The following is a 21,020-nucleotide window of genomic DNA, read 5'->3' as shown; positions in this document are numbered from 1 at the left end:
CCAATATCAATAATTACTCGCGAACAAAGGTCCACACACTCGCAGGAACTTTGTCATATAACTTTTTCATTGTCAGTTCAGCTTTACGATGATCATAAGCACCAGAAATTTCAAGAGAGGCGACACCCGAGTTTTTTTCACATAACCTTTCAAATACTTTTTCGAGCGTTTCGAACGAACTACACTTACGGAATTTCATTAAATAAGACTGCTTTGTGTCAGACATAATCAACCTTCTTTAGACAGGCCTCAACTGGCCAGGGATAATCTTAATATCATTTTTCACTTAAGCCTAACGATTTCACAACCTTTTTCGTTGTTTCCACCCTGTTCATAACCAGGTACATGAGTGCTAAAATGACTGTAAATAAAACCAGTGTATCCCGGTGAGCAGGATGAAGAATCAATCAGTGATCAGACAGTTTTCGGAAAGCGAATTGCATCAGCAGCTGGAAACGTTCGGCAACCATGATAAACAGCTTTCACGCTTGATCCGTTACTTTTCCCATCTGAGATACAACACAGCTAAAACCTATCTGCACTGGCTACGAGTATGGAACGAATGGTATCAGGCGAATGCCCGGTTGCATACAGACTGGCCAGTAAGTTCGCTCCCCGTGTCTGAGGAAGCTCTGCTGGCGTTTATGGGGCATCTTGAAGGCAAATTGTCACGAAGCAGCATAAACAGCTGTCTTCAGGCCTTAAACAGTATCCATAAAAAAGGGCTTAACCTGCCCGGGATTATTACGTCTGAAGCATGGTACATGCTGGAAGCCTTAAAACAATCGGAAGCCCGGAAGCGAAAGACGACTAAACAGGCAACTCCCTTTCTTATTGGCGATCTCAAGGCTCTGATAAAGTTACGCAGTACTACAAACTCAGTTCGTAAGCTTCGTGACCTGTGCCTGATCTGGACAGGCTTTGAAACACTGCTCCGTTCATCCGAAATTCGCCGTATACGTCTGAAAGATCTGTCTCTGGATAGTATGACCGGTGAATTTAACCTGACGGTATACCGTACAAAAACGAACATCAGTACACTTCTTACCTACCGGCTGACACGTCAGTTAACTAACTGCCTCTTGAGATTGATGAACCTTGTGAAAATGGATCAGCACAGTCATCCGGATGAATACCTTTTCCAGGCCGTAAATTTCCATGATACAGGCTATATGCCACCCGGCTGGAAGCTTCGGAGTAAAGGGAATGAGCTATCTGAGCTTCTTAAACGGCATAACCTGCCCTACCGTGCTAAACAAAGTCTTCTGAACGATGAAGATGAGGAAGACACTGTGGACGATGCCGGTATGCTCAGCAAAAATTCCCTTTTACGGGCATTTAAAGAAATGTGGAATGAGCTTTATCCAAATGAGACTAAAACCCGTTACTGGACAGGGCACAGCGTTCGTGTAGGCGGTGCGATACAGCTGGATATTGAAGGTTACTCGCTACCACAGATTATGGAAATGGGGAACTGGTCGAATGAAGAAATGGTTATGCGCTACATTCGCAATATTGAAGCTGGTAAAAAAGCCATGATCAAGCTTATGCGAAATGCCTTTGATGAATAGCGCCCTCACGGGCGCATAACTTTATTTTTTCTTGAACGGGTTAAGTCTGGTGAGATTAGAGAGTGCCCCTCCCGGAGGCAAAATTCCCGTCCTTTTATATTTGTACACGCCATTTAATTTCATTGTCTGGATTCCAAGATTAATAAGCGTGACAAGTTTAAGGGTATACAGGAGTGTAAATTGGGGAGCAACCTGAATAAAAACTAATAACAAGCCTGCACACATTACACGTAGCCATGCCGCGTACTCCATGCTCAGCGGACGCTTGAAATAGAATCTTTCGAGCAAATCAACTGTCTTATTACTGATCCACGCCGCCGCCACTGAGAGTAACAACACGATGCACACCATAATGCCCAGTTCCATTTTCACTCCCTTCTCTTTTAGTCTGTTTAAGTTGAGGCTTAGCCACAGTAGTTTTGTTTTTTGCTTTTTTCTTAGGTTTGGTATGGTGAAACAGAAAACAATCCACCATTACCCAACCATTTTTATATCGAGCCACCAGCATCTTCTGGCTGGGGTAATGAGCATGAAACAGCATTTTCACGTCCATGGTGCCCATCAACGACTGTTTGCGCTTTAGCTCATCCTCAGCCATCTGAAATTCTTGTAAGAATTCTGAAGACAGACGCTGACGCAGAATTCTTATGGCACTGGAGTTTTCATCATTCTTTGCCAGGTGCCCGAAGCGTACAAGTGCCTTGTGGGTTATCTGGATGGGTCCCAGATGAGAGCTGAGCTGTTCGTACTGCCAGAAGTAGGTCAAATCCACCTTAACCCAGCTGATGCTGTCCAGCAGAGCCTCGTTCATGATGGTTCCGGACATAGGTACCATTGTCAGCCTGGCCAGACGCATATGTATGTAGTCCGTAAGCAACCTCAGCGACTCAGGAACGTTTTTATTGAGTAGGAGATGCTGAAGCACCGGGGTTGCGGTCTGCCAACACAGATTGCGCCCGTCAGGCAGGAAAGCAAACTTTTGATCGTCAGGCGCAGAGTTCGAAGCGTTTTCCTTACGAAGCAAAAAATAATGGCCGCACAGCAGCTCTGCTCTTACCTGGTCCTCGTCAGGGTCATGTCGGGCTTTACTTAGATCAACGGTTAGCACAACGCGGTTAATCGCATCAGCGTGATATTTTTTTACCCAGACGCAGACACGATAGAGACGCTCATCGATTTTCTGGCTGGCTGTGGAAATCCATTGCATTGTTGTTCCTTAATTTTCGGGGCTGACAATGAAAATGCCCAGCTCAGCCCCCGGCACGAGTTCTGTATATTTCAGGCTCAGCTTCCGTTGGTTGGACGGACCCTGGCTGTTTTCAGGAGCCCAGTCAGAGAGCGTTTTTAATTGAGGTATGTTGCCTGCTGCGAAAATGGGCAAGGATGCTTTTACTACTGAATAATCAGTCTCAGCATATTTATTCCCGTTTCGTTCCTGCCCTTCAGGCCTAAATGCAAAAATGTGAGCAATCGGAACAGGGAAAGAGTTAGTTCGACAAAGGCGATAAGATTCGCCCTGCTTCAGTGGGTGAAATTCAAGACGGTGTAAAGCCTTATCGATATTAGACACGACATTCAAATTGGTAGTTGCTACATTTTTTACTTCTGAGGCTCTCCTGCGCTCCAACAAACTCACAAGTTGCTCTGCTGTTTTAACTTCCTGGTTTCGGTTTAGCCGCCATGAAAAAGTAACTTTTTTAAGCTGGGACTTGATGAAAAGGATATTTCTTGTTGAGTGCATAGCGACAAGGCCCGGGAGCTTCTTGTGCACTTTATCAAAACGGACATTCTTTTTATTATCGATACGCCTCATTGCCGCAGCAAAATCATTTTTTGCTTCGTTTATAGAAGTGATCAAGCTTTCGAGAAGATCTGCTCTTTCGGGGACAATGATTAGACCCGGGTATTTAGTGGTTACTTTGGTGGAATCATGACTTAATGACTCTATGTCATCCACACAGATGTCAGTAAGTGCCTGAATAATTTCCTCAACCGAAGCATCGTCTTTAATACTAACCCTGATGGGTTTAACCTGCTTCAAGCGCTCTTCTGTTCTAGATACGGTGGAGACAGTCATCAGGTTTGCCATCATCGGGGGGGTGTTCGAAAGAAAACACTTGAGCGAGTCGATGCGTTCCAGAATCTGGTCACGAAAATAGGGCAAATCGTCATAACTCATACGTTTCTCCAGGCTCATGTTATTTCCAATCAATTTTGCTGCCCAGGCTGACCTTGCAGAACATAAATGTCATGTAAACCTCTAAAGAAGTCATTTTGAAACAGCTTTCACAGCATGCGATTTATGTTCGATAGGGCTCATGAACAAAGGATGATAATGGAGACGCCATGGATAGTGGATAGTCTTACCCACCTGGGTGATCCGATTGAGGCGAAAACGACCATTTATACAGTCAACTGACCAAAGCCCGGGAGAAACTAACCTCTTCCAGCGGTAAAAAGAGAAACCTGCAACACAGAGGTCATGCTCCAGGAAATGTTGAGTTTCGACGACGCGAACTTTTATCAAAAACCCCAGCATTGGCGAAAACCAGATCAACAACCATGTTGGCGGCAGGATGACTTTGTTCAGGAGATGATCTGTCATAAGCAAGGCAGATAACATCAGAAAACTGATAGTCAACCACAGGGCCATCCAACCGGCCCATACGCGGCTCTGACAGGGTTTCCATTCGAGAAGAAAAAGTTTTTTATGCATTCTGCCCCGCCTAATTTTAATGTATTGCCGAAGTATGCTGCATCATGATGGTGGTGCGGGGAAAGATTTCAAACTTCCACAATTCTGAAGCCGTGTTCCAACCATGAAAGATCCCGTCTCCACAGCGAGTGTTAAAAGCAAGAATTTCATCCCTGACCTGGTAAGCGAGCACTTCTGGCATATCAATAAACTCAGGTAAGGAAAGAAGAATTCCATGGATAACTTCTCCGGTTAACTTACTCATAACCTCTTCCTCAGACAGGGCAGCGTCCGGGAACAAACACAACGGAAGTGAAAAACAACATAGGTCAAGACCAATAGCAGCCCTTCCTGCGTCGTAGCCTTCTTCATTAACGACAAAACGAAAGAATTTTTCTGTCTCACCCCGTAATGATGACGGTCCTTCAGACGGAACTTCAATACCACTGAAGACTTTATCGGTCCAGTTGGTAAAAGGACTGGTGAAAACCCAACAAATTAAGGATAACGCCAGCTCTTCCTTAAACATACGTTCAGTGCCGGTAGTTCTGGAAAGTTGCTTTTGAGTACTCATGTTTTACCTGTTGCATGAAATTATTGATGTTATATAAACACAACCGGCATTTTATCTAATAGGTTTGAAAACACTAAAAATCGCAAATGCTGGTACCTTTCTGTTTTAAGAGATTTTCAAGGTAAAGTGAGGCTAGATCAATTGGCTGGTTCTCTTCAAGACAGGCTCGCACAAGATCTTCAATAGAGACCGAATCAACCCCCCTTCCCTGTAAAATTTCTTTAGCAGATGCCAGCGTTTTATGAACGCTTCGACTTAGTTGTAATCTGACTTGTGTGCGGGTATCAAAAAGACAATCTTCTGTGACACTTTGTGAAACGGTTCTACTCATTGAAAAATCACTCCATTTCTGGGATCGAATGAAAATTAACAGCTATAGATGTATCAGGTTTCCCATTTTCTACGATACTCAACCACGTACGCGCTGAGATTTGTTGTTCACAGACGAGTATGTAACCTGTTCCCTGTTGATGATGTAGCTCAAGAGCTTTTAGGATAGGCTCTGAATGAGGTCCGAGAGCATCACGCGTGTGAATAAGCGTTTGCTCTGGCAATACGTTGCTAAGCATAGACAGCAGAACATTACGCTCATCCTCATTATCCGACAAAACAAGAATTATACGAAAACCCGTTTTTATACGAAATCTGATTTCTGAAACTAACTTTCTTAATCTTAATTTATATATGACCAGGCGGAATCGAGTCATCAGTAAAGAGACCACTGTGAAGATAACGATTACTGCGCCATATTTTGACCTGTAGAACCACCAGTTAAGGCCTCCAGCAACTATCAGGATTAACATTAAAATTAAACTCCCATAGAAAAAAAGTGCTGGGTAGCGAGTTGTCTTTCCTTCAATTAGTGCTGAGGCAAATATCAAAATGGATATTCCGTAAATTACCCAGTCAAAAATACTTTCTCCAATCATTCTTTAGTGAACATCCTTAAAAGTGGAAATGTAGGTTTATGGGTTTATGCATTTTCCTGATGGCCTTGACAACCAAGGATTTCACAGAAATTGTCACAGTGTGAAGCTGTAACAAAGCGCTCTCCACGTTCGAATCGCTCAACCAAATCCTTTCTTACTTCACTTCCAGGTTTCTGGAAGATGTACTCAAGCTGGAGATCCTCGGCCGTTGAAAGTAGTCGTTCTATGCTGAAATCAACATGGTAAAAGCAAAACTGATTATCAACCGGGGGAAAGTTGCTTTTGGTACTGTTCTCGTTTTTGGATTTTAGTTCATTCATGAGCTCTCCTTGGTTGAGAACAGTATACAAATCTCTTTAGGGATTTTTTTTCGTTAATAGCACTTTTTTGAGTTTAAAGAGTATGTTCATACCAGAGCATTAGAGGCTACGAAAAGGATAATGGAATTAGAAAGATAGATTTTAAGTGGTGATGTAAGGTGGGATAGGTAGAAGAGGAGTAGACGCTTGTAAGCGAGGCAAAAAAAAGGCACGGAAACCGTGCCATAAGAGTATGTGAGAAAAAATCAAAATCAGGGAAAGAATCAAGCAGCTTGTGAAACTGAATCTCCAACTGCAAGATTTAAATTTCTTAGGTTATCGAAAACTTCAGATACTAAGTCATTACGGTCGTGGATTTTAATCCGCCCACCGGTTAACTCTGAAACATAAACGGTATGGCAGAGGTCAGTAACCACTTCGCCGTATTCATCAACGACTTCCAAAGATGCAATCATCGGAATATAAGAAGCCGCAGCATAGCTCTCATAAATACTTATTATGGAGTCATTGTTGCGTCGAGAAATTACCCTACCAGAAGGTAAAGCCTCATCTTCCATATAGCAATCAGATAGGTCCTCACAGAAGTCATTTTCTTTAAGTGAAATATTAAGGGTCAATTCACTGTTGATAGAGCGTGAATAAGAATATTCACTCAGTTTATAGCAAGCCAAACTTATATCACTAAAAGTTTCATAAGCTTTATAGAGGCTCGATGTTATAGACTCAGATACAAATGTTATTAGTCCAATAAAATGAGTATCCCAGAACTGTTGCAAAGCAAAACGGGCAATCATAACCTGACCATCAACCTGCATCAGTCTGTTATATTCATCCCGGTCATAACCTTTCGACTGAGAAACATCATTAGACATGCTAAGAACTTCACTACAAACATCATCATATTCAAAACGGCTAGTTGCAAAGTGTTTTCCTGAAATCTCAAGGTACTGACCAGAGACTGCGTCAAACACCTCAAGAAAGTAACAGAGTCGAGATTTTAAAGATTCTCTGTTTAAAGCTTCTATTTCATTCTCAGAGATACTATCGACATATAAATCAACAGCATTCTTGAGTTCAATAGCTTTGATATTACAGGTAAAAGAAAGCTCGTCACTTTGACAATGGCAAACACTTAATACTATATCCGCCTCATCAAAATCTATGCCAAGATAGCTCAGAACTGCTCGGACATAGTTTTTATCATCAGATGAATGTGTCATATACACTACCTCAAATTTGAGAGGAAGTGCCCCAGAAGGGAAGCGACTTCCCCACTGGGTTAGATAAAAGTTTGGTTAAGCTAAAAGAAGATGCCAGCGACAGATTTTACATTGTCATAGACAAGTGTCTTCAGCCAACCAAAGTTACTTTTTTGGACTGAAGCAAAAGGATCATTGAGACGCGTTACGAAAATCGTCAAAAGCTTCAGTTATTAGTAATGTGCGATCAGTTACTCTGTATCGGTCATTACTTTCGAGAGATACGTAAGTTGAATGCGAAGAATCACAGACAACACGCCCTCTTTTATTGATCAATCTTACTTCCATCATCACCGGCACATTGATAATTGAAGCAACATCGGTATAGAGGGATATGAGGGCATCATTGTCACAATATAACGCCCCGTTCCCATCAAATGTATCGTTAAACTTAATATATATATCTGGCATATTTGCCGGATAATCATCAGTATTGAAATCAATGCATAACTTTAAGTCATCATTAATACGGCGATTAATCTTATGCTGCCCAACACGTACAAAGCCATGTTCAACAGCTTTGATAATCCTTAAAGTTTCATTAAGACAATCTGTAATTCTTTTCTCGACAAATGAGATAAAGTCACCAAAGTCGGAATGAAAAAACTGTTTAAGTGCAAATTTCGCAACTAACACTTTCCCATCCACCTTCATTTTATCGAGATAAAGATTTCTTATAGCATCAGTAGAAGAATTAGCTTTAGATAACTCTTCACAGTCATTAATAATCATTGAAACAATATCAATAACTTTAACTGGGCTTAAAGTATTACTATATCCGCGAATATCAAACGTAAAAAATCCGAAATTCTTAAATACTCCAAGAAAATAAATTATTTTTTGTTTCAAAAGAATAGAATCGGAGTAAGATGCGTTGTGCTTTATTAGTTCAGATATGTAGAGATCCAACATACAATTTAAATTATCGATATCTACATCGTAATCAAAGGTTACTTTGTCGAACGAAGTATCAGATAATTGAACGGTTATATCGTCAGCGGGAACATTAAGGCCTAAATTTTGATAAAGAAAGGCACTAACAAATTCCACGTGGTCAGATTCTTTAAACATTTACACTACCTCATGACTAAAAAGGAAGTGCTTCCCACCGGGAAGCAAGTTCCCGGATGGGTTAGATTAATTATAAAAGAGTTCTTCAGAAGGTACATGCATTTCTGGTTTGAACTGTTTTAAGGAGTTGTTTATAGCTTTTCGATATAACCCTGAAGAGTGTGGCTTAAACATTTGATATTCCGTAACGAGCAGAGGAGACGTAAAGCATCCTAAGTTCACTAGTGAAATATTTGATGTTTCTTCACAAACATCTAATTCAGCGTATATCCGCCTCTTCATTACCCTGCCTGCTAAATAGCGACGAACATGATTTATAAACTTGTCCGCATCTGATATAGAATTAACTATATAATCAGATGTGACTATCTGATTAGATACAGTTTCAGGTATAGCTTCGGCTATTATTTTTACGTTCATTTCATAATCAACACTATGGAAGCAAGCAAGAATTTGTGGCTTCGCGCTTTCTAAAATCTTTTCAAGAACAGAAAAAATCAGAGAGAACTCGTTTAAAATTCGCTTTTGTATAAGTCCATGTAGATGTTTTATGAAAGGAGAACCGTGTTCAACAAGGCCTAGTATAAGATCCTTAGAGGCCAAATCTGAGCGGTAATAAACGTATTCTAGATTATCCCGGTTAAATCCTTTGATAAGCAAATCAGGCTGCTCTGAGACCAGTCGTAAATGAGTTGAAGCTATAGAAACTTCAAAACGAAAGTTCGCGAGATTTACAGGGCCTGCTTTTAATGTAGCCGCTTCGGAAAAATAAATGAAAAGAGGATGCAAATCATCGTTACCACAGTAAAGATGGTCTGCGCCCTTAAGATATTTCACCAAATGAGGTAGAAAAGATATTACTGGAATATCAGCCACAAATCGAATATGCCGAAATGGTTTTGAATCCAAATATATATTTTCCACTACAGCGCCAACAAAACCCATTTTAACAAGAATAGATTCAACTAACTTTTGTATCGCATTCATTTAAATACCCTCTTAATAGAGGGATTTCTCCCAAAGGGAGAAATCCCTATGGGAGAAAATAATTTTAATTAATAATTGTAGCGAAGCGCATGTTCTTTTTCACTAAGATGGTTTTCATATTCCGACTTACCAGAACTTAAACACTCTTTGAAAAAGACCTTTGAAAAATTCTTCAAGTCACTTCGGTTGTTAATTTCTTTGTCAGACATCAACTTAGCTGAGTGTGAGGTATCCACAGGCCCCAACCACCATTCATATTTAATATAAACACAATTGGTTTTTGTATGTCCATTTAGAAATCGTTTTGCATTTCTAAGTATTTTTCTACAACCGTTAAGGTCTGAAAGTAAGATATCTGGAGCAATGAGCTCTTCCAGAATATGACCAGGTAAGCCTTTCCTAAAAAGCTCAACATCGTAACTACAATACCAGTCACGATAATTAAAAGCTTTAATAAGTCTTTCAGGTGTATCCAAAGATATCTTATTCAGGATTTTTAATGCAAAGCATACAGCATCTTTTAACAACTCGTGCACCTCAACATTGATAAATGAGAAAAACGAGCTTAATTCTTTCTCTAAGGAATTATACAACTTACCGTAAATATCCTGAGAAAAAAGATACTGCAATCTTTCTTTATTATAAGTGCAATTCGAAATTGAATAGACTTCTCCTCTTTCGATTTTGCACCCTTCCCTTAAAACTATAGGAAACCTCAAATGGTTAACAATGAAAGAATGATTCTTTCTTTGCTTCAAAGCATCTAATTGAAATTTCGTAATTTCCTCCAGATTTGCATCTTCAAAACCTGGAAAGGGAATATCACAGAAACAAGAACTATATGCTTTTGCTGATTCATACATAAACTCCAGTGAAACATCAGCATCAAAAGACATACCAGAGAACATGCCCTGCCCATTGTCTAAAAATGTAATGTTTTTAACCTGTATTTTTTTATGTTGAACAACCAAAAAGGCATTAATGATTTTTTCGATAATTTTCATGTGATCCTCTCTCAATAAAAAAGGGATCACTCCCATATGGGGTGTGATCCCCACATGGGTATAATTTAATTAAAAATCTGTAAGACCTAAATCTTTATTTCTACCACAAACTGTAGAAGATATAAGACGTTTTACTCGCTTTCGAGCACTTCGGCCTGACGTATCTTTCAAGTACATCGGTAATGACAATGATGAGATTTGATTACTTCGCTTATGATGGCAGACTATATAGCCCTGCCTCCACCCCGAACGCACAAACTCACGGATGCGGTTAATATATGCCGAAGCTTGAGATTTTGTACTTATCGATTCAGAACACTTTAAGTTCTGTTCGATAGAGTAAAGCTCAGCCGCCATTAATTTCACCTCATACAGGTCATCCCCATAACTTATAGTTTTCAACAGCTCTTCCTTTTCCCGAATGAAAAATACTTGCTGCATTCCAAGGATCAGGTCATAGGCCTCTCGAAAGAGGTCGATAAGCTTATTACGAACATAAATCATAAACTCCTCAAAGTGCTGAAGCCAGAAATAAGCCGCATTACTTATTTGTGAATTGTGAGAACAAACAAGCCCTTTAGCAAGCTCGACCTCTTCCTCCCGAAAAGTAAAGTTACTTTTCTTAAACCGACTTTGTTCAAAAATGCTTTGATGCATTTCTATCCATACAGAAACAAAACCGAGGGATTCAAATTCTTCGTTTAACAAATGTAAACTTTCGAAGATTTTCTGAATTTCGATCCCGATGTCATATGACAGTGGACATTCTTTTATAGAATAAACATAACCGGGTAGGAAGTGAGATAAATGCTCAGTTCGCAAATATAAACTGAATTTAAGTTCTGTCAGTGGTTGTTTCAAAGATAATTTAGATGATTCGCTTATATTTACTGGTTCAACACCATTTCTAATCAAAATAGCTTTTACCAGGTCCGTAGCTAACTTCATACAGCCTCCAGTCGTTATTGAGGCCTCCCTGATGCAGGTTGGCCATCAGGGAAAATATGTAAATCAATTAGCAACCAATCAGACCGTTGCCATTACATTGTCAATGTATCTGACAAGGGATGGGCGGTCGTCCTGTAAGGCAAAACGGCGAAGGTCATCAAGATTATACGCAGGAAGATAATCAGCGTAACCTCGAATACGAAGGTCCTCAACCACAACTTTTATATACTCAAATCGTCCAAGATTTCCTTTTAATGGGGGTTTTCCTGGACTAGACAGCATATCGTCTGCTTGCTCCCATGTGATTTCTTTAGCTTCACCACTATGTAGATCAAGATGGACATATATGAATGACTTATAATCTCCACGGCAACGAAGATAATATTTCGGATAGAAATATTTGTCACAACGCAACAAACACGTTCCTGAAGGACGAACTACGTACAACAGGTTTCTGTCATTTTCTAATATGCCATGTTTCAAAATCGTTATATCTATCTCATTATCATGCAGCAAATAGCATGACGATGGTTCATTGACGATGCGCGATTTTATAACAGCAGCAAATTTATTAAAAACTTCGTTAGTTTGAAAATTCATTAAAATGCTCTCCGATGTAAAACGACGAGCATCACCATAACGGTAATACTCCCGTTATGGGTTTTAATAGTTTATGGAATAACCATGTCATACAACCGACCATAGCCAGTAGTACCGCACATTTATTTAACTGAGCAAGCATCTCAGCCGTGAAAAGACCTTAAAGGCAGGTAATTATCACGAAGGAAAGCGGTTATCTTATCAATACAATTTAAAAAATAATATTGATAAGATAACCCCCCCCGCAAAATGCGGGGGAGTTATCGTTGTTACAGCTGATTAAGACATTCAGGAGCCCAGTGAATCGGGAATCCATCCTGCCCTGTTAACTGGAGAACATCGTTCCAGTCGATACCCTTTTTCCCATCAGGAATATCTTGTGCTGGTTCGAAGACTTCAATTGTCAGCTTTGATGCGGGATATCGTTTAGCCAAAAACTCAACCATGCGGCTTTGAAGTCGCTGAGCAGCTTCGATACCGGCACGAGTGCCTTGTGAGTTAGCAATATCCTTATCCGCCCAGATATAAAAGTTTATATATTTTACATCCGGCGGAGGCAGTAAAAAATCAGGAACAGTAACGTTTTCAAGGCACCATGCGGAGCTGGCTGCCCAGCATGGTGTTGAAGTCGCTTCTACAACAGAAAGCGCATTCTCGATCCCTTCAGCCACTCCCAGTGTCCAGGTCGAACTACCTGAATCATAGTGAGGGTCAAACAACTGAATTGAGCCACCTGTCATATCGGCAGGAGGCTTCATCATCAGCTTTGGATTTTCTACAGGTGCCTTATCACCGTTTTTGTCTACGTATGTTCTATGGATAGTCAGAGGCCGACCTCGGGTGTCACGATAGATTGCAATCATTCCCGGATAGATAATCGATTTCTGCTTATCTTTATCCCAATAGTAGATCCGGTTATTAAAGCCTAAATCCTTTGGTAAGTGACTCAGTAAGCGGGAGATCCCACGATTACGGAGGTACAAAGCAACAGGAGTATTAGGCTTTATTTCACCGGTATAGTGATACATCACATCAAGTTTTCGCATTCGCTTTGCCACTTCCTCTCGGTCAAGAGTTTCTGTGGCACGAACTGCTGATTTATAGCGTCGTTCATTTTCAATGTCGGCGTCAGTTAACGGAGCATGCAGATCCATCCCGAAAAAATCTGAGAGAATCTTTTTGCAAGTCTGCGTTTTACTTAATTCATAATATTTCGCCAGAACATCAATTCCGTCGCAAAACTCATTTACCGGAAAGTCATTATGGATCGCACATCCGGTATAAAGGTCTTTTTGCCGGAAACGAAACTTCGATTTCCCTGCGCCAGTAAACGGGCAAGGAACCTGGCTCGGGGCTTTTGCACAAGCGTCTTTGAAAGCAGGTATTCTTTCGAATATATACTTCCAGCCAGACACTTCAGCAATTCGAGCATGAACGAGTTTAATAAAGTGTTCAGATACTTCCTGTGGTTTACGACGAAGAGCCGGGGATGCATAAGTCATGATGATCTCTCTTATCTGGCATTGTGAGTTTCTCAATGCCTTCTGCGGTGCAGAAGACAGGGAGAAACCCACAACGCAGAATTTAAGAAAGAGGGCCCGGGGGCCCTCAACATTTATGCTTCAGTCGTGAAGCCATTATTCTCAAGACGCTGTATGTAGTTATCTACAAGTAACGCAGCCTGCTGGCTATTACCCTCCGCTATAGTGACTTCGCGGAAGATTCTTTCCTGAGGGCTATCATTGCTTATAACTTCACCAACACGTCCGAAAATACGGACTTTATGCATCGCACCGACTTTTTCATGTTCTACACGGTAAGTTTTTATCTGAGTCATATTTTGCTCCTTATTCCTTCATGGAGCAAAAAGACCCACCGGGGCCTTTTTGCCCCGATTGGGTAGAGTTTATTAAGAAAGTATTTGATGAACTAGCTTACTGACTTCAATAGACAATAAAGAAGTATCATCAACTGTTACGAAAGTGTCCGTTTCAAAACCAATTATTTCATCAGTCTTAATACCAACACCAACGATTTCTATTCCATTACATTTAGCCTTTTCCATAACTTCGACGATAGTAAATTCCGATTTATTCGGATAACCATCAGTTATAAGAAAAATTATTTTCCTATCGAATTGGCTGTCAAGTAACAGATCAACAGCTGCCATTAAAGCAGATCCCGTAGGGGTATAATAACCCTTACATCCAAGAGTGAATTTCGATAGAGATTCCTCAACGCTTTGATCAAACGTTTTGATAATCTCAAATTCACTTTCCTTGAAGGGAAAAACTATATTGGAGACATGCATTTTTGACAAACTTTCAGCGGCCATCGATAAAGCAAGATCTGACTTAATGGCATGAATATATCTTTCATCATTAGCCATTGACGCTGAAATATCACGAACTAATACGAGGCCAACATGCCCTCTATTTTTAGATTCGCTTTGAGCTCTGAAGACATCACGAACTCCCATTTGTGACAGAATTAATCGATTTCCATCGAAGGTAATTCCACGCTCATGAGTTTTGTTTCGGCCACGCATTTTAACCTGCTGTAAAACAGACAAGTCGCTACCGATTGAATGACTCAGAGACAAAGCCTCATTGTAAACATTCAAATCGATAAGGAGATCAGGGATATCCCATTCAGAAGCACCGAATTCGGCTTTCACGTCATCGGATACTTTTGATGCAATACCTTCAATCTCTTTAGCCAAAGCATCGTGATAATCTTCGCTATCCTCATCACTGCTAAGAAAGGCATCCAACAAATCTGCCAGTATCTCCCATTGAGCCGATGAAAAGTTACTTTCATCTTCAACGTTAGTCGAACTGGCTTCATCTGATTCACTCTCGGAAGGGTTAATCGCATCAGTATCGTCTTCAATAATGTTATCACCCGTGGGATTGCCACCGGTGGGTTCATTATTTCCCTCGTTATCTTCAGCAAGTTCTGAAGGCTCAGAACATCCCTCTTGAGCAAGATCAGCGTTATCGGAAGTATCTGCCTGACCTTCACTATCGTCCTCAGAATCATCCTCACGACTATCAGTCGACGTAAGCGATTTATCTTCTGATTCGGTATCGGTATCGGTCTCGGATTCATCATATGCCTCCTGCTCCTCCTGCTCTGTCTGCTGCTGTTGTTCCTTTGCCTCATCCCGCAGTCTCTCTAAAAGAGCCAGGGTCTTACGAGCAAGGGATTCACAGCCCTGAGTATTTTCACAACCAAGAGCATCATGAAAAATTTCCTCAACATCAGAAATTACTGGAGAAAGTATCTTTTGGGCATAGTCAAAAAACGGATCGAGGGTTTCTTTGTGACCTACCTGCTGAAGGACTTTTACTCGCAATGAGTTAAGCAGATACCACTCAATAAATAGGACAGGATTTTCCGGACGAGAAGATATATCAGGAGTCATCCTTCCGGCTTTAACCATCAGTGCGTAAGTGGCTGCAAGCCGCCGCTTTGCATCCGGATAATCGTTACCAACCTTCTCTTCCATCTGTACATCATCGAACAGATTTATAAGCCCGGTAAGACGTTTTGCCCTGCTATAAGCTTTACGTTTCTCAGCGAGGCTCTCAAACTCTGCATTCATTCCGTCATCGAAGCGTGTAAACCCTTCAGATGACATGAGAACACTATTAAAGGCGTCACTGTAAACCTCACTGACGGTATAGCGACCATGACCAGCTTCATGACAGGTAAAACCTTCAATCAGACTGACAAAGTCATCATCGCTATAATCGCCGTTTGGTAAAACACAAACTTTATTGACAGGATCAAAATACGGTCCTTTGGTATTGTCGTCTATTACAACTCTTACATCGCCTAAGCCGCTAATGACTTTTGCTATATTCTGTAAACGCTTAATATGGCGCGGCGATGATTTAAGATCTAATTTCATAGAATACCTCTTTATAAAAAAGGGGTACTCACCCAGATGGTGAAGTACCCATCTGGGGTTTTTAATAAAGCAAACAGTTACCAGCCTTTGAGCTCGATATCAAAACCATTTTCAGCATTGTCTTCCTGTTGCGAAACTGATTTCTCAGGTTCAGCTACAGAATCAGTGTTTGAAAACGTGCTGTTTTTTATATCGTTCTCTACGACAGGTTCAACCTGAAACACATTTGTTGAATCTAAAATAGCTTCAATACCTGTGTTCTGTAGCGCGTTCGGTTCTGTTTGTGAGCTTTGATTAAATGATCTGGTAATAGATTCCAACCAGTCAGTAACCTTTTGCTCTCCTGAAATAATACGCTTTAACATTGAAGCATCACTCATGAAATAAAACCACTGCTGTAACACCGCAACGTCGCGAGGTTCAGAAATGGCACCTTTAGGTAAATTATTCATTATGTGTTTTATAGCTTCTGCAAGTACTGCCGCCTCTTTATGTATAAACATGAAGCTAATGATCTTATTTTGCATTTGCTTCAGTCGGTCAATAGTACTTGAGCGCAAATTATTATTTTTACTAATTTTTTCATAAACCCTCATTGCTTCTTCTGCCAGATCTGTTATCAATTGTTCCTGATAGTAGTCCTGGGTTTCATCACCTTCAACGCTAATAGGCGTAAAAGGAATAAAGTGAGCAATATTAAATCTAAAGGATTTTATGAAATCATCTTTAGTTAATTTCAACTGATCAATCAAAGAAGACATTCTTGGGCTTCTATTTTTTTCAGCCTCAATATGCATCTCATAATTGTCTACAACGTTTTGAATACCTGCCTGAAACTCTCGTTCAATCTCTTGGGCCCCTTCCAGAAACTCTTCCATACTGGAAACTGGTAAAATCCACATATTGCTATAGCGGATGCACAAGCGTGAGCAAAGGGTTGATATTCTGCTGGTAATCGTACTTTTGAAGCTAAGGGCTTTTATGTCAATCCAACGTACTTCGCTTTTAGATACGCTTTTTTGATCCGTAATATCATCTCCATCATAAGACAAATCGATTTTATCGGTTCGACGCGATCCTTGACAGCCACTTATTTCAATTTTTGTTATAACTGCACCTTCCAGTAAATCTGGATATGATTTTGCAAAATTCTCAGAGATTTGTTTTGCAGATACTTTGTTAAGCATTGAAGTATTTAAAGTCATGGGTTTCTCCAAAAAAAAGGGGAAACCCTCCCCAACGGGAAAGATTTCCCGATAGGGTTGATATTAAAGCTTCTCTGGTGCAATTAAAAGAATACCGGGAAACTCAGCGGCAACATCATCATTGCCCATTGCTCCCTGATACATATAACCTTTTAATTCCATTTCTTTAATTAGACCTTCCATATTTATTTTACCATCATGATAAAACAATAAAGAATAGTCGTTATTCAGTTGCATAAGTCCAGTAAAATTAGTTCCGTTTTTTGCTATAGCAATGGTAGCAGCACCATCCGTACTTAAAAACGCACTAAATTCAAGATGGGATAACTCTGAGATACAAATATCAGAGGTTTCATAACAAATCCCATCTAACTCGACTTTTTTGCTGTGAAATACTCCAGCGATTTATCCTTGTCTTCGCCAAGAGAAAGATCTATAGCTTGAAGAACAAGATCGACCACATGTAAAGGTAAAGCAGAAGCAAAAGCTATTTTGAAAGTGTCAAGAAGACTAAAGGTTTTTAACGTCATCGACGTGCCAACCCAAGCTACTAATTGACGAATATCCATCACACTGTCTTCTGTACCAGAGTCATTTACTGCAATCGCTACTCTTACGAACTTCTCAATGACCTGAAAAGGCAAAGAGCTATATCGTTTAGTAAGCACATTGGTTAAAGCAACTTTGTCGGGCTTCTCCATTTCAACTATCAAGAACCGCTTTATAAAAGCTGCATCTTGACGTTGAGAAGAAACGAACCGGCGAGCGCCTCCACTCATGTTTGTGTTTGCAGTACCAATAAATCGCGTGTAGCCATTAGCAGTTATAACCTCACCACCATTAGCACTGAGTGACCAGGGCTTACGTTCAATGGGCATGTGAAGTTTTGCTGCCGTATCAGGATCGATTTTGTCCACTTCATCCAGAAGAATGAGGTGACCATTACGAAATCCCGTTACCAAATCGCTGTGTACAAAACCTGTATTACCACCATTAAGACTGCGCTCACCTTCAAGCTCATCAACTCGAATATTGCTGTTGATCTGCTTAATTGTCAGCGGCCAATTCATCATGTGGCTAATGTACATTACCATTTCAGTCTTGCCAGAACCGGACTCACCTTTAAGACACACACTTAAATCTATATCCGGACTGATAAGCAGTTTAACCACTTGTTCAAGTATTCGGGGATTTGGTATGTAGTCTTTGTTCAGCGGAGCTCGATACGAGGTTTTAGTTTTGAAAACAGGCACAGCCATCTTTGGATCCATTTCTGGAATACCAAAAAGGTCCTTTGCTAGAACTAAAAGATACTCACCTTTATCCACATAATGTTTTAACTTTATAACATCCGGGGAAAGAAGAGCTTCTAATTTTTCATAAGCATCAGAAGATGTTTCATTTAACTTCATAGCGGCATTAGACATTTTTAACTCCGGTAAAATGCAAACACCGCCCTCTGGCAGATGTTTGCCAGTGGCATTTTATTTGAGATTCATTTGGCAAATAGTTGCCATCAGTTTCCTGATTTGAGGCACATTATAACCAAGATGATTTCCCACTATTTCAAAAGCTTCAGACATGATCCATTCAAAATGATTTTCGAATATTGGATTTATTTCTAACTTGCCAAAAGCGTTTCGTTTAGTTAACAGATCACATGAAACAAGCTCGTCAAACAACTCTAATGTGGATTTAAAAGCTTTTATGTAAACATCCATAATTTCCCTGTCAGTCCATTTAACAGCCAGTTTTTTTTCTGACATTAAATAATCCTGATCAAAGAAGATGTCCCAGCCCATATCGTCATTGCAATCATGCAAAATGATTTCATCATCATTCCTGCATTCAGCTAATTTCGTGTTTTCACTAATCGAACGATGCGAATGATAATAGAGCCATGATTTTAATTCCGCTCTAAATTCACATGCATCAAGTCCATGAGATAAACAAGTGTATTCAAATGATTTTGACATATACCACCGTGTTTCAGCTTCTAAAAGTGGATTCACTGTGATATTACCATTGTCATCTTTGAAGAATAACTTTCTCCTCAACACTAGTTCTTTAATGATTTCCAAAGACTCTTCCATAGCGGATAGAAAAACAACATACACATCCTCAGGGGTCCATTCTATTACCAGACCACCCAAATCTGGGTTATATTCTTCAACCGAATATAGATAATCTGTTTCTGCTGCAAAATTAATTGTATGCAAAATCTGATTTTTAAGTAATTTGGATTTTTCATAAAGGTGATTTTCACGCCTTTCAGAATCATAATTTATCTCAGAAATGTTACTTTCATCTGATTTAAAGTTTAATCCGGACGTGTATGCATCATTTAAATGCTCTTTGGGTGAATCAACTATTTGCGTTATTTCATCTTCATCTATATCGAATATAGAAAAAAAACTAAGTTGATTACTACTTATTGCAGTAGCCCTAAATTTTTGTTTCATGGGGACTCCAAAAGGAGAAATCCCATGAAGGGATTTCTCCCCTTTAGGGTGGGTTTAATGTCAGATCTGATTAAAGCTACTTTGTCCAAAACCTTTTAGAGGTTTAGGTATGTGAGCCAACTTACTTGTTGCTACCACTATCATGTAGTCAAGAGGATGTTCTCTCCCTTCAATCATAATAGTATCGACAACAATATAACCGGAGACCATCAACTCATCACCCTGATTTATACCAGTGAAACAGGTTGAATACATTTCAGGCGACACCTTGATTTGAACTGAAAATTCTCTCTCAGTGATTTCACCATCAACTTCTGTCTTCATCCTATTTTTGAGCTTTATTAACAAACCTATACTCTGGTCAGTCATTTTTTTCTCCACAGCACTGATAACTATCCCGGACACTTTTACTTCATTGATATATTCAAGATATGACATTTTCCGCTCCTCGATTTGTTCAAAGAGAAGCCCCGTTAGGGTTCCCCCTTAACAGGATTAAATAAATTTATTAGTTACATACATGAACGTGCAGACTACCAAACAGGCAATTCCGGCAATATGTAACCAATTTCTTGTTGGTTTAGTTGGTGCAATCGCTAAAGAGTTCTCCAACTTCTCTGTTACAAGACGTCGATTCTCTGCTTTAGCCGCATCATCTAAATATTGAGTTTCACGCTTAGCGAGAGTCTCAATTTTCGATTTTATTGCATGGTCCCATCCTTTAGTTTCAAAAACGCTTAACTCACTAAAGGTGTGCGTCATGAGATCTTCTGGGAAACCCAGTTTTTTCATTAACGGACGAATGGTATCATACATTTTTTCTACATTTTCGTAGTGGGCCTTTACTGCGACATCAAAACGCTTACGTAAAGTTAATTTTTCACGTTTGCAAATGATGTCCGAAACCCAATTTATTAACTGCTCATTTTTGAGTTCACTGGCTTTTTCAAGTGAGTAATCCAGATTATCCACGTCAAGAAATGAATTTAATCCGTATTTTTCAAACTCCTCAACAAGATATTTATCCAGTTCAGTTAAGCTTTTAAAAAGTGGTACATCTGGGGAAGCTTTAAGAAGCTTATAAGCTCCTTCGAAATCAATTTTCTTGACCACGAGCTCCACAACATCCACATGATAATAGCTTGAATAAGCAGAAAGCTTTTCGGCCAACAAAGACACAGGCTTAAGAGACTTAAGTTCAATGATATTTGGGCCGTCCTCATTCAAAATAACAATCAGTTCATTATCACGTTCTGTATATTTCATCAGAACTTCTAAGAGCTGTTTGTTTAGCGCCTTATCCATCTCTGGAATAATTTCACTAAAGGTTTGATGAAGGGCTTTACTGCGAGCTTTATTTTTAGACATTTGGGGTCACCTATATATAGTAAGAAGGAAGAAACAAATTTTTGTTTCAACACGAAGGCAAAGCCTGTCATTCATCTCCCGTAAGCTATGAACCGCCTGATTTATACTATC

General features: G+C 40.0%; 24 protein-coding genes. 1 reads left to right on the top strand and 23 read right to left on the bottom strand.

The annotated features are described in order from the left end of the window. Nucleotides 1-13: 13 nt before the first annotated feature. On the bottom strand, nt 14-226 hold the full coding sequence (locus ACOTX5_RS20665) for an Hha/YmoA family nucleoid-associated regulatory protein (RefSeq protein WP_001285422.1): 213 nt from the start codon (nt 224-226) through the stop codon (nt 14-16). Between the two features lie 169 nt (nt 227-395). On the opposite strand from ACOTX5_RS20665, the gene ACOTX5_RS20660 reads away from it, so the two are divergent. Continuing rightward, the gene (locus ACOTX5_RS20660; protein ID WP_000795949.1) at nt 396-1,571 is read left to right on the top strand and encodes a tyrosine-type recombinase/integrase; all 1,176 of its coding nucleotides are present in this window, start codon (nt 396-398) and stop codon (nt 1,569-1,571) included. Between the two features lie 301 nt (nt 1,572-1,872). On the opposite strand, the gene ACOTX5_RS20655 is transcribed toward ACOTX5_RS20660, so the two are convergent. From ACOTX5_RS20655 to ACOTX5_RS20550, 22 genes are all read right to left on the bottom strand, one after another. After that, nucleotides 1,873-2,778, bottom strand: coding sequence for a hypothetical protein (locus ACOTX5_RS20655; RefSeq protein WP_001198595.1), 906 nt, complete (start codon nt 2,776-2,778; stop codon nt 1,873-1,875). A 9-nt stretch (nt 2,779-2,787) separates the two neighbouring features. Beyond that, on the bottom strand, nt 2,788-3,750 hold the full coding sequence (locus ACOTX5_RS20650) for a DNA replication terminus site-binding protein (RefSeq protein ID WP_000119428.1): 963 nt from the start codon (nt 3,748-3,750) through the stop codon (nt 2,788-2,790). A 90-nt stretch (nt 3,751-3,840) separates the two neighbouring features. Beyond that, nucleotides 3,841-4,287 (bottom strand): hypothetical protein, encoded by a 447-nt coding sequence (locus ACOTX5_RS20645; RefSeq protein WP_000549069.1) that lies wholly within the window; start codon nt 4,285-4,287, stop codon nt 3,841-3,843. A 16-nt stretch (nt 4,288-4,303) separates the two neighbouring features. Continuing rightward, on the bottom strand, nt 4,304-4,840 hold the full coding sequence (locus ACOTX5_RS20640; RefSeq protein ID WP_000107167.1) for a hypothetical protein: 537 nt from the start codon (nt 4,838-4,840) through the stop codon (nt 4,304-4,306). Nucleotides 4,841-4,913: 73 nt separating this feature from the next. Continuing rightward, nucleotides 4,914-5,171 carry a hypothetical protein gene (locus ACOTX5_RS20635; RefSeq protein WP_001371933.1) on the bottom strand — a complete coding sequence of 86 codons (258 nt, stop codon included), beginning with the start codon at nt 5,169-5,171 and terminating at the stop codon, nt 4,914-4,916. Nucleotides 5,172-5,178: 7 nt separating this feature from the next. Further along, nucleotides 5,179-5,769: a hypothetical protein gene (locus ACOTX5_RS20630; protein WP_000578891.1), complete on the bottom strand. Its 591-nt coding sequence runs from the start codon at nt 5,767-5,769 to the stop codon at nt 5,179-5,181. A gap of 44 nt (nt 5,770-5,813) precedes the next feature. Next, nucleotides 5,814-6,089, bottom strand: coding sequence for a hypothetical protein (locus ACOTX5_RS20625; RefSeq protein WP_001004201.1), 276 nt, complete (start codon nt 6,087-6,089; stop codon nt 5,814-5,816). A gap of 263 nt (nt 6,090-6,352) precedes the next feature. Continuing rightward, nucleotides 6,353-7,309: a hypothetical protein gene (locus tag ACOTX5_RS20620; RefSeq protein WP_000149830.1), complete on the bottom strand. Its 957-nt coding sequence runs from the start codon at nt 7,307-7,309 to the stop codon at nt 6,353-6,355. Between the two features lie 171 nt (nt 7,310-7,480). Continuing rightward, entirely contained in the window at nt 7,481-8,419 is a 939-nt protein-coding gene (locus ACOTX5_RS20615; RefSeq protein WP_000472041.1) for a hypothetical protein, read from the bottom strand. A gap of 66 nt (nt 8,420-8,485) precedes the next feature. Continuing rightward, a complete protein-coding gene (locus tag ACOTX5_RS20610; protein ID WP_000991697.1) occupies nt 8,486-9,406 on the bottom strand; it encodes a hypothetical protein in 921 nt (306 codons plus the stop codon). A gap of 68 nt (nt 9,407-9,474) precedes the next feature. Continuing rightward, complete coding sequence (locus tag ACOTX5_RS20605) at nt 9,475-10,410, bottom strand: hypothetical protein (RefSeq protein ID WP_000691119.1); 936 nt, start codon at nt 10,408-10,410, stop codon at nt 9,475-9,477. A gap of 69 nt (nt 10,411-10,479) precedes the next feature. Further along, on the bottom strand, nt 10,480-11,358 hold the full coding sequence (locus ACOTX5_RS20600) for a hypothetical protein (RefSeq protein WP_000762003.1): 879 nt from the start codon (nt 11,356-11,358) through the stop codon (nt 10,480-10,482). Between the two features lie 78 nt (nt 11,359-11,436). Next, complete coding sequence (locus ACOTX5_RS20595; RefSeq protein WP_001011130.1) at nt 11,437-11,958, bottom strand: hypothetical protein; 522 nt, start codon at nt 11,956-11,958, stop codon at nt 11,437-11,439. 269 nt (nt 11,959-12,227) lie between these two features. After that, a complete protein-coding gene (locus tag ACOTX5_RS20590; protein ID WP_000220379.1) occupies nt 12,228-13,460 on the bottom strand; it encodes a DUF7146 domain-containing protein in 1,233 nt (410 codons plus the stop codon). Between the two features lie 113 nt (nt 13,461-13,573). Beyond that, nucleotides 13,574-13,795, bottom strand: coding sequence for a hypothetical protein (locus ACOTX5_RS20585; RefSeq protein ID WP_000192120.1), 222 nt, complete (start codon nt 13,793-13,795; stop codon nt 13,574-13,576). A 72-nt stretch (nt 13,796-13,867) separates the two neighbouring features. Beyond that, a complete protein-coding gene (locus ACOTX5_RS20580) occupies nt 13,868-15,874 on the bottom strand; it encodes a VWA domain-containing protein (protein WP_000762700.1) in 2,007 nt (668 codons plus the stop codon). A gap of 77 nt (nt 15,875-15,951) precedes the next feature. Beyond that, on the bottom strand, nt 15,952-17,079 hold the full coding sequence (locus tag ACOTX5_RS20575) for a DUF3150 domain-containing protein (RefSeq protein ID WP_000174396.1): 1,128 nt from the start codon (nt 17,077-17,079) through the stop codon (nt 15,952-15,954). A 63-nt stretch (nt 17,080-17,142) separates the two neighbouring features. Next, the gene (locus ACOTX5_RS20570; RefSeq protein ID WP_001176645.1) at nt 17,143-17,316 is read right to left on the bottom strand and encodes a hypothetical protein; all 174 of its coding nucleotides are present in this window, start codon (nt 17,314-17,316) and stop codon (nt 17,143-17,145) included. 131 nt (nt 17,317-17,447) lie between these two features. Beyond that, nucleotides 17,448-18,506, bottom strand: a complete 1,059-nt coding sequence (locus ACOTX5_RS20565) for an ATP-binding protein (RefSeq protein WP_000063335.1) — start codon at nt 18,504-18,506, stop codon at nt 17,448-17,450. A gap of 57 nt (nt 18,507-18,563) precedes the next feature. Then, complete coding sequence (locus tag ACOTX5_RS20560) at nt 18,564-19,541, bottom strand: hypothetical protein (protein ID WP_000810361.1); 978 nt, start codon at nt 19,539-19,541, stop codon at nt 18,564-18,566. 60 nt (nt 19,542-19,601) lie between these two features. Further along, nucleotides 19,602-19,979, bottom strand: coding sequence for a hypothetical protein (locus tag ACOTX5_RS20555; RefSeq protein ID WP_234101251.1), 378 nt, complete (start codon nt 19,977-19,979; stop codon nt 19,602-19,604). 57 nt (nt 19,980-20,036) lie between these two features. After that, the gene (locus tag ACOTX5_RS20550) at nt 20,037-20,909 is read right to left on the bottom strand and encodes a hypothetical protein (protein ID WP_000041927.1); all 873 of its coding nucleotides are present in this window, start codon (nt 20,907-20,909) and stop codon (nt 20,037-20,039) included. Nucleotides 20,910-21,020: the final 111 nt, after the last annotated feature.

Origin of the sequence: Enterobacter cloacae complex sp. IR5441 (assembly GCF_049238215.1) — a bacterium.
GTDB lineage: Bacteria > Pseudomonadota > Gammaproteobacteria > Enterobacterales > Enterobacteriaceae > Enterobacter > Enterobacter hormaechei_C.
This window is presented reverse-complemented; position numbering and strand designations above follow the sequence as displayed.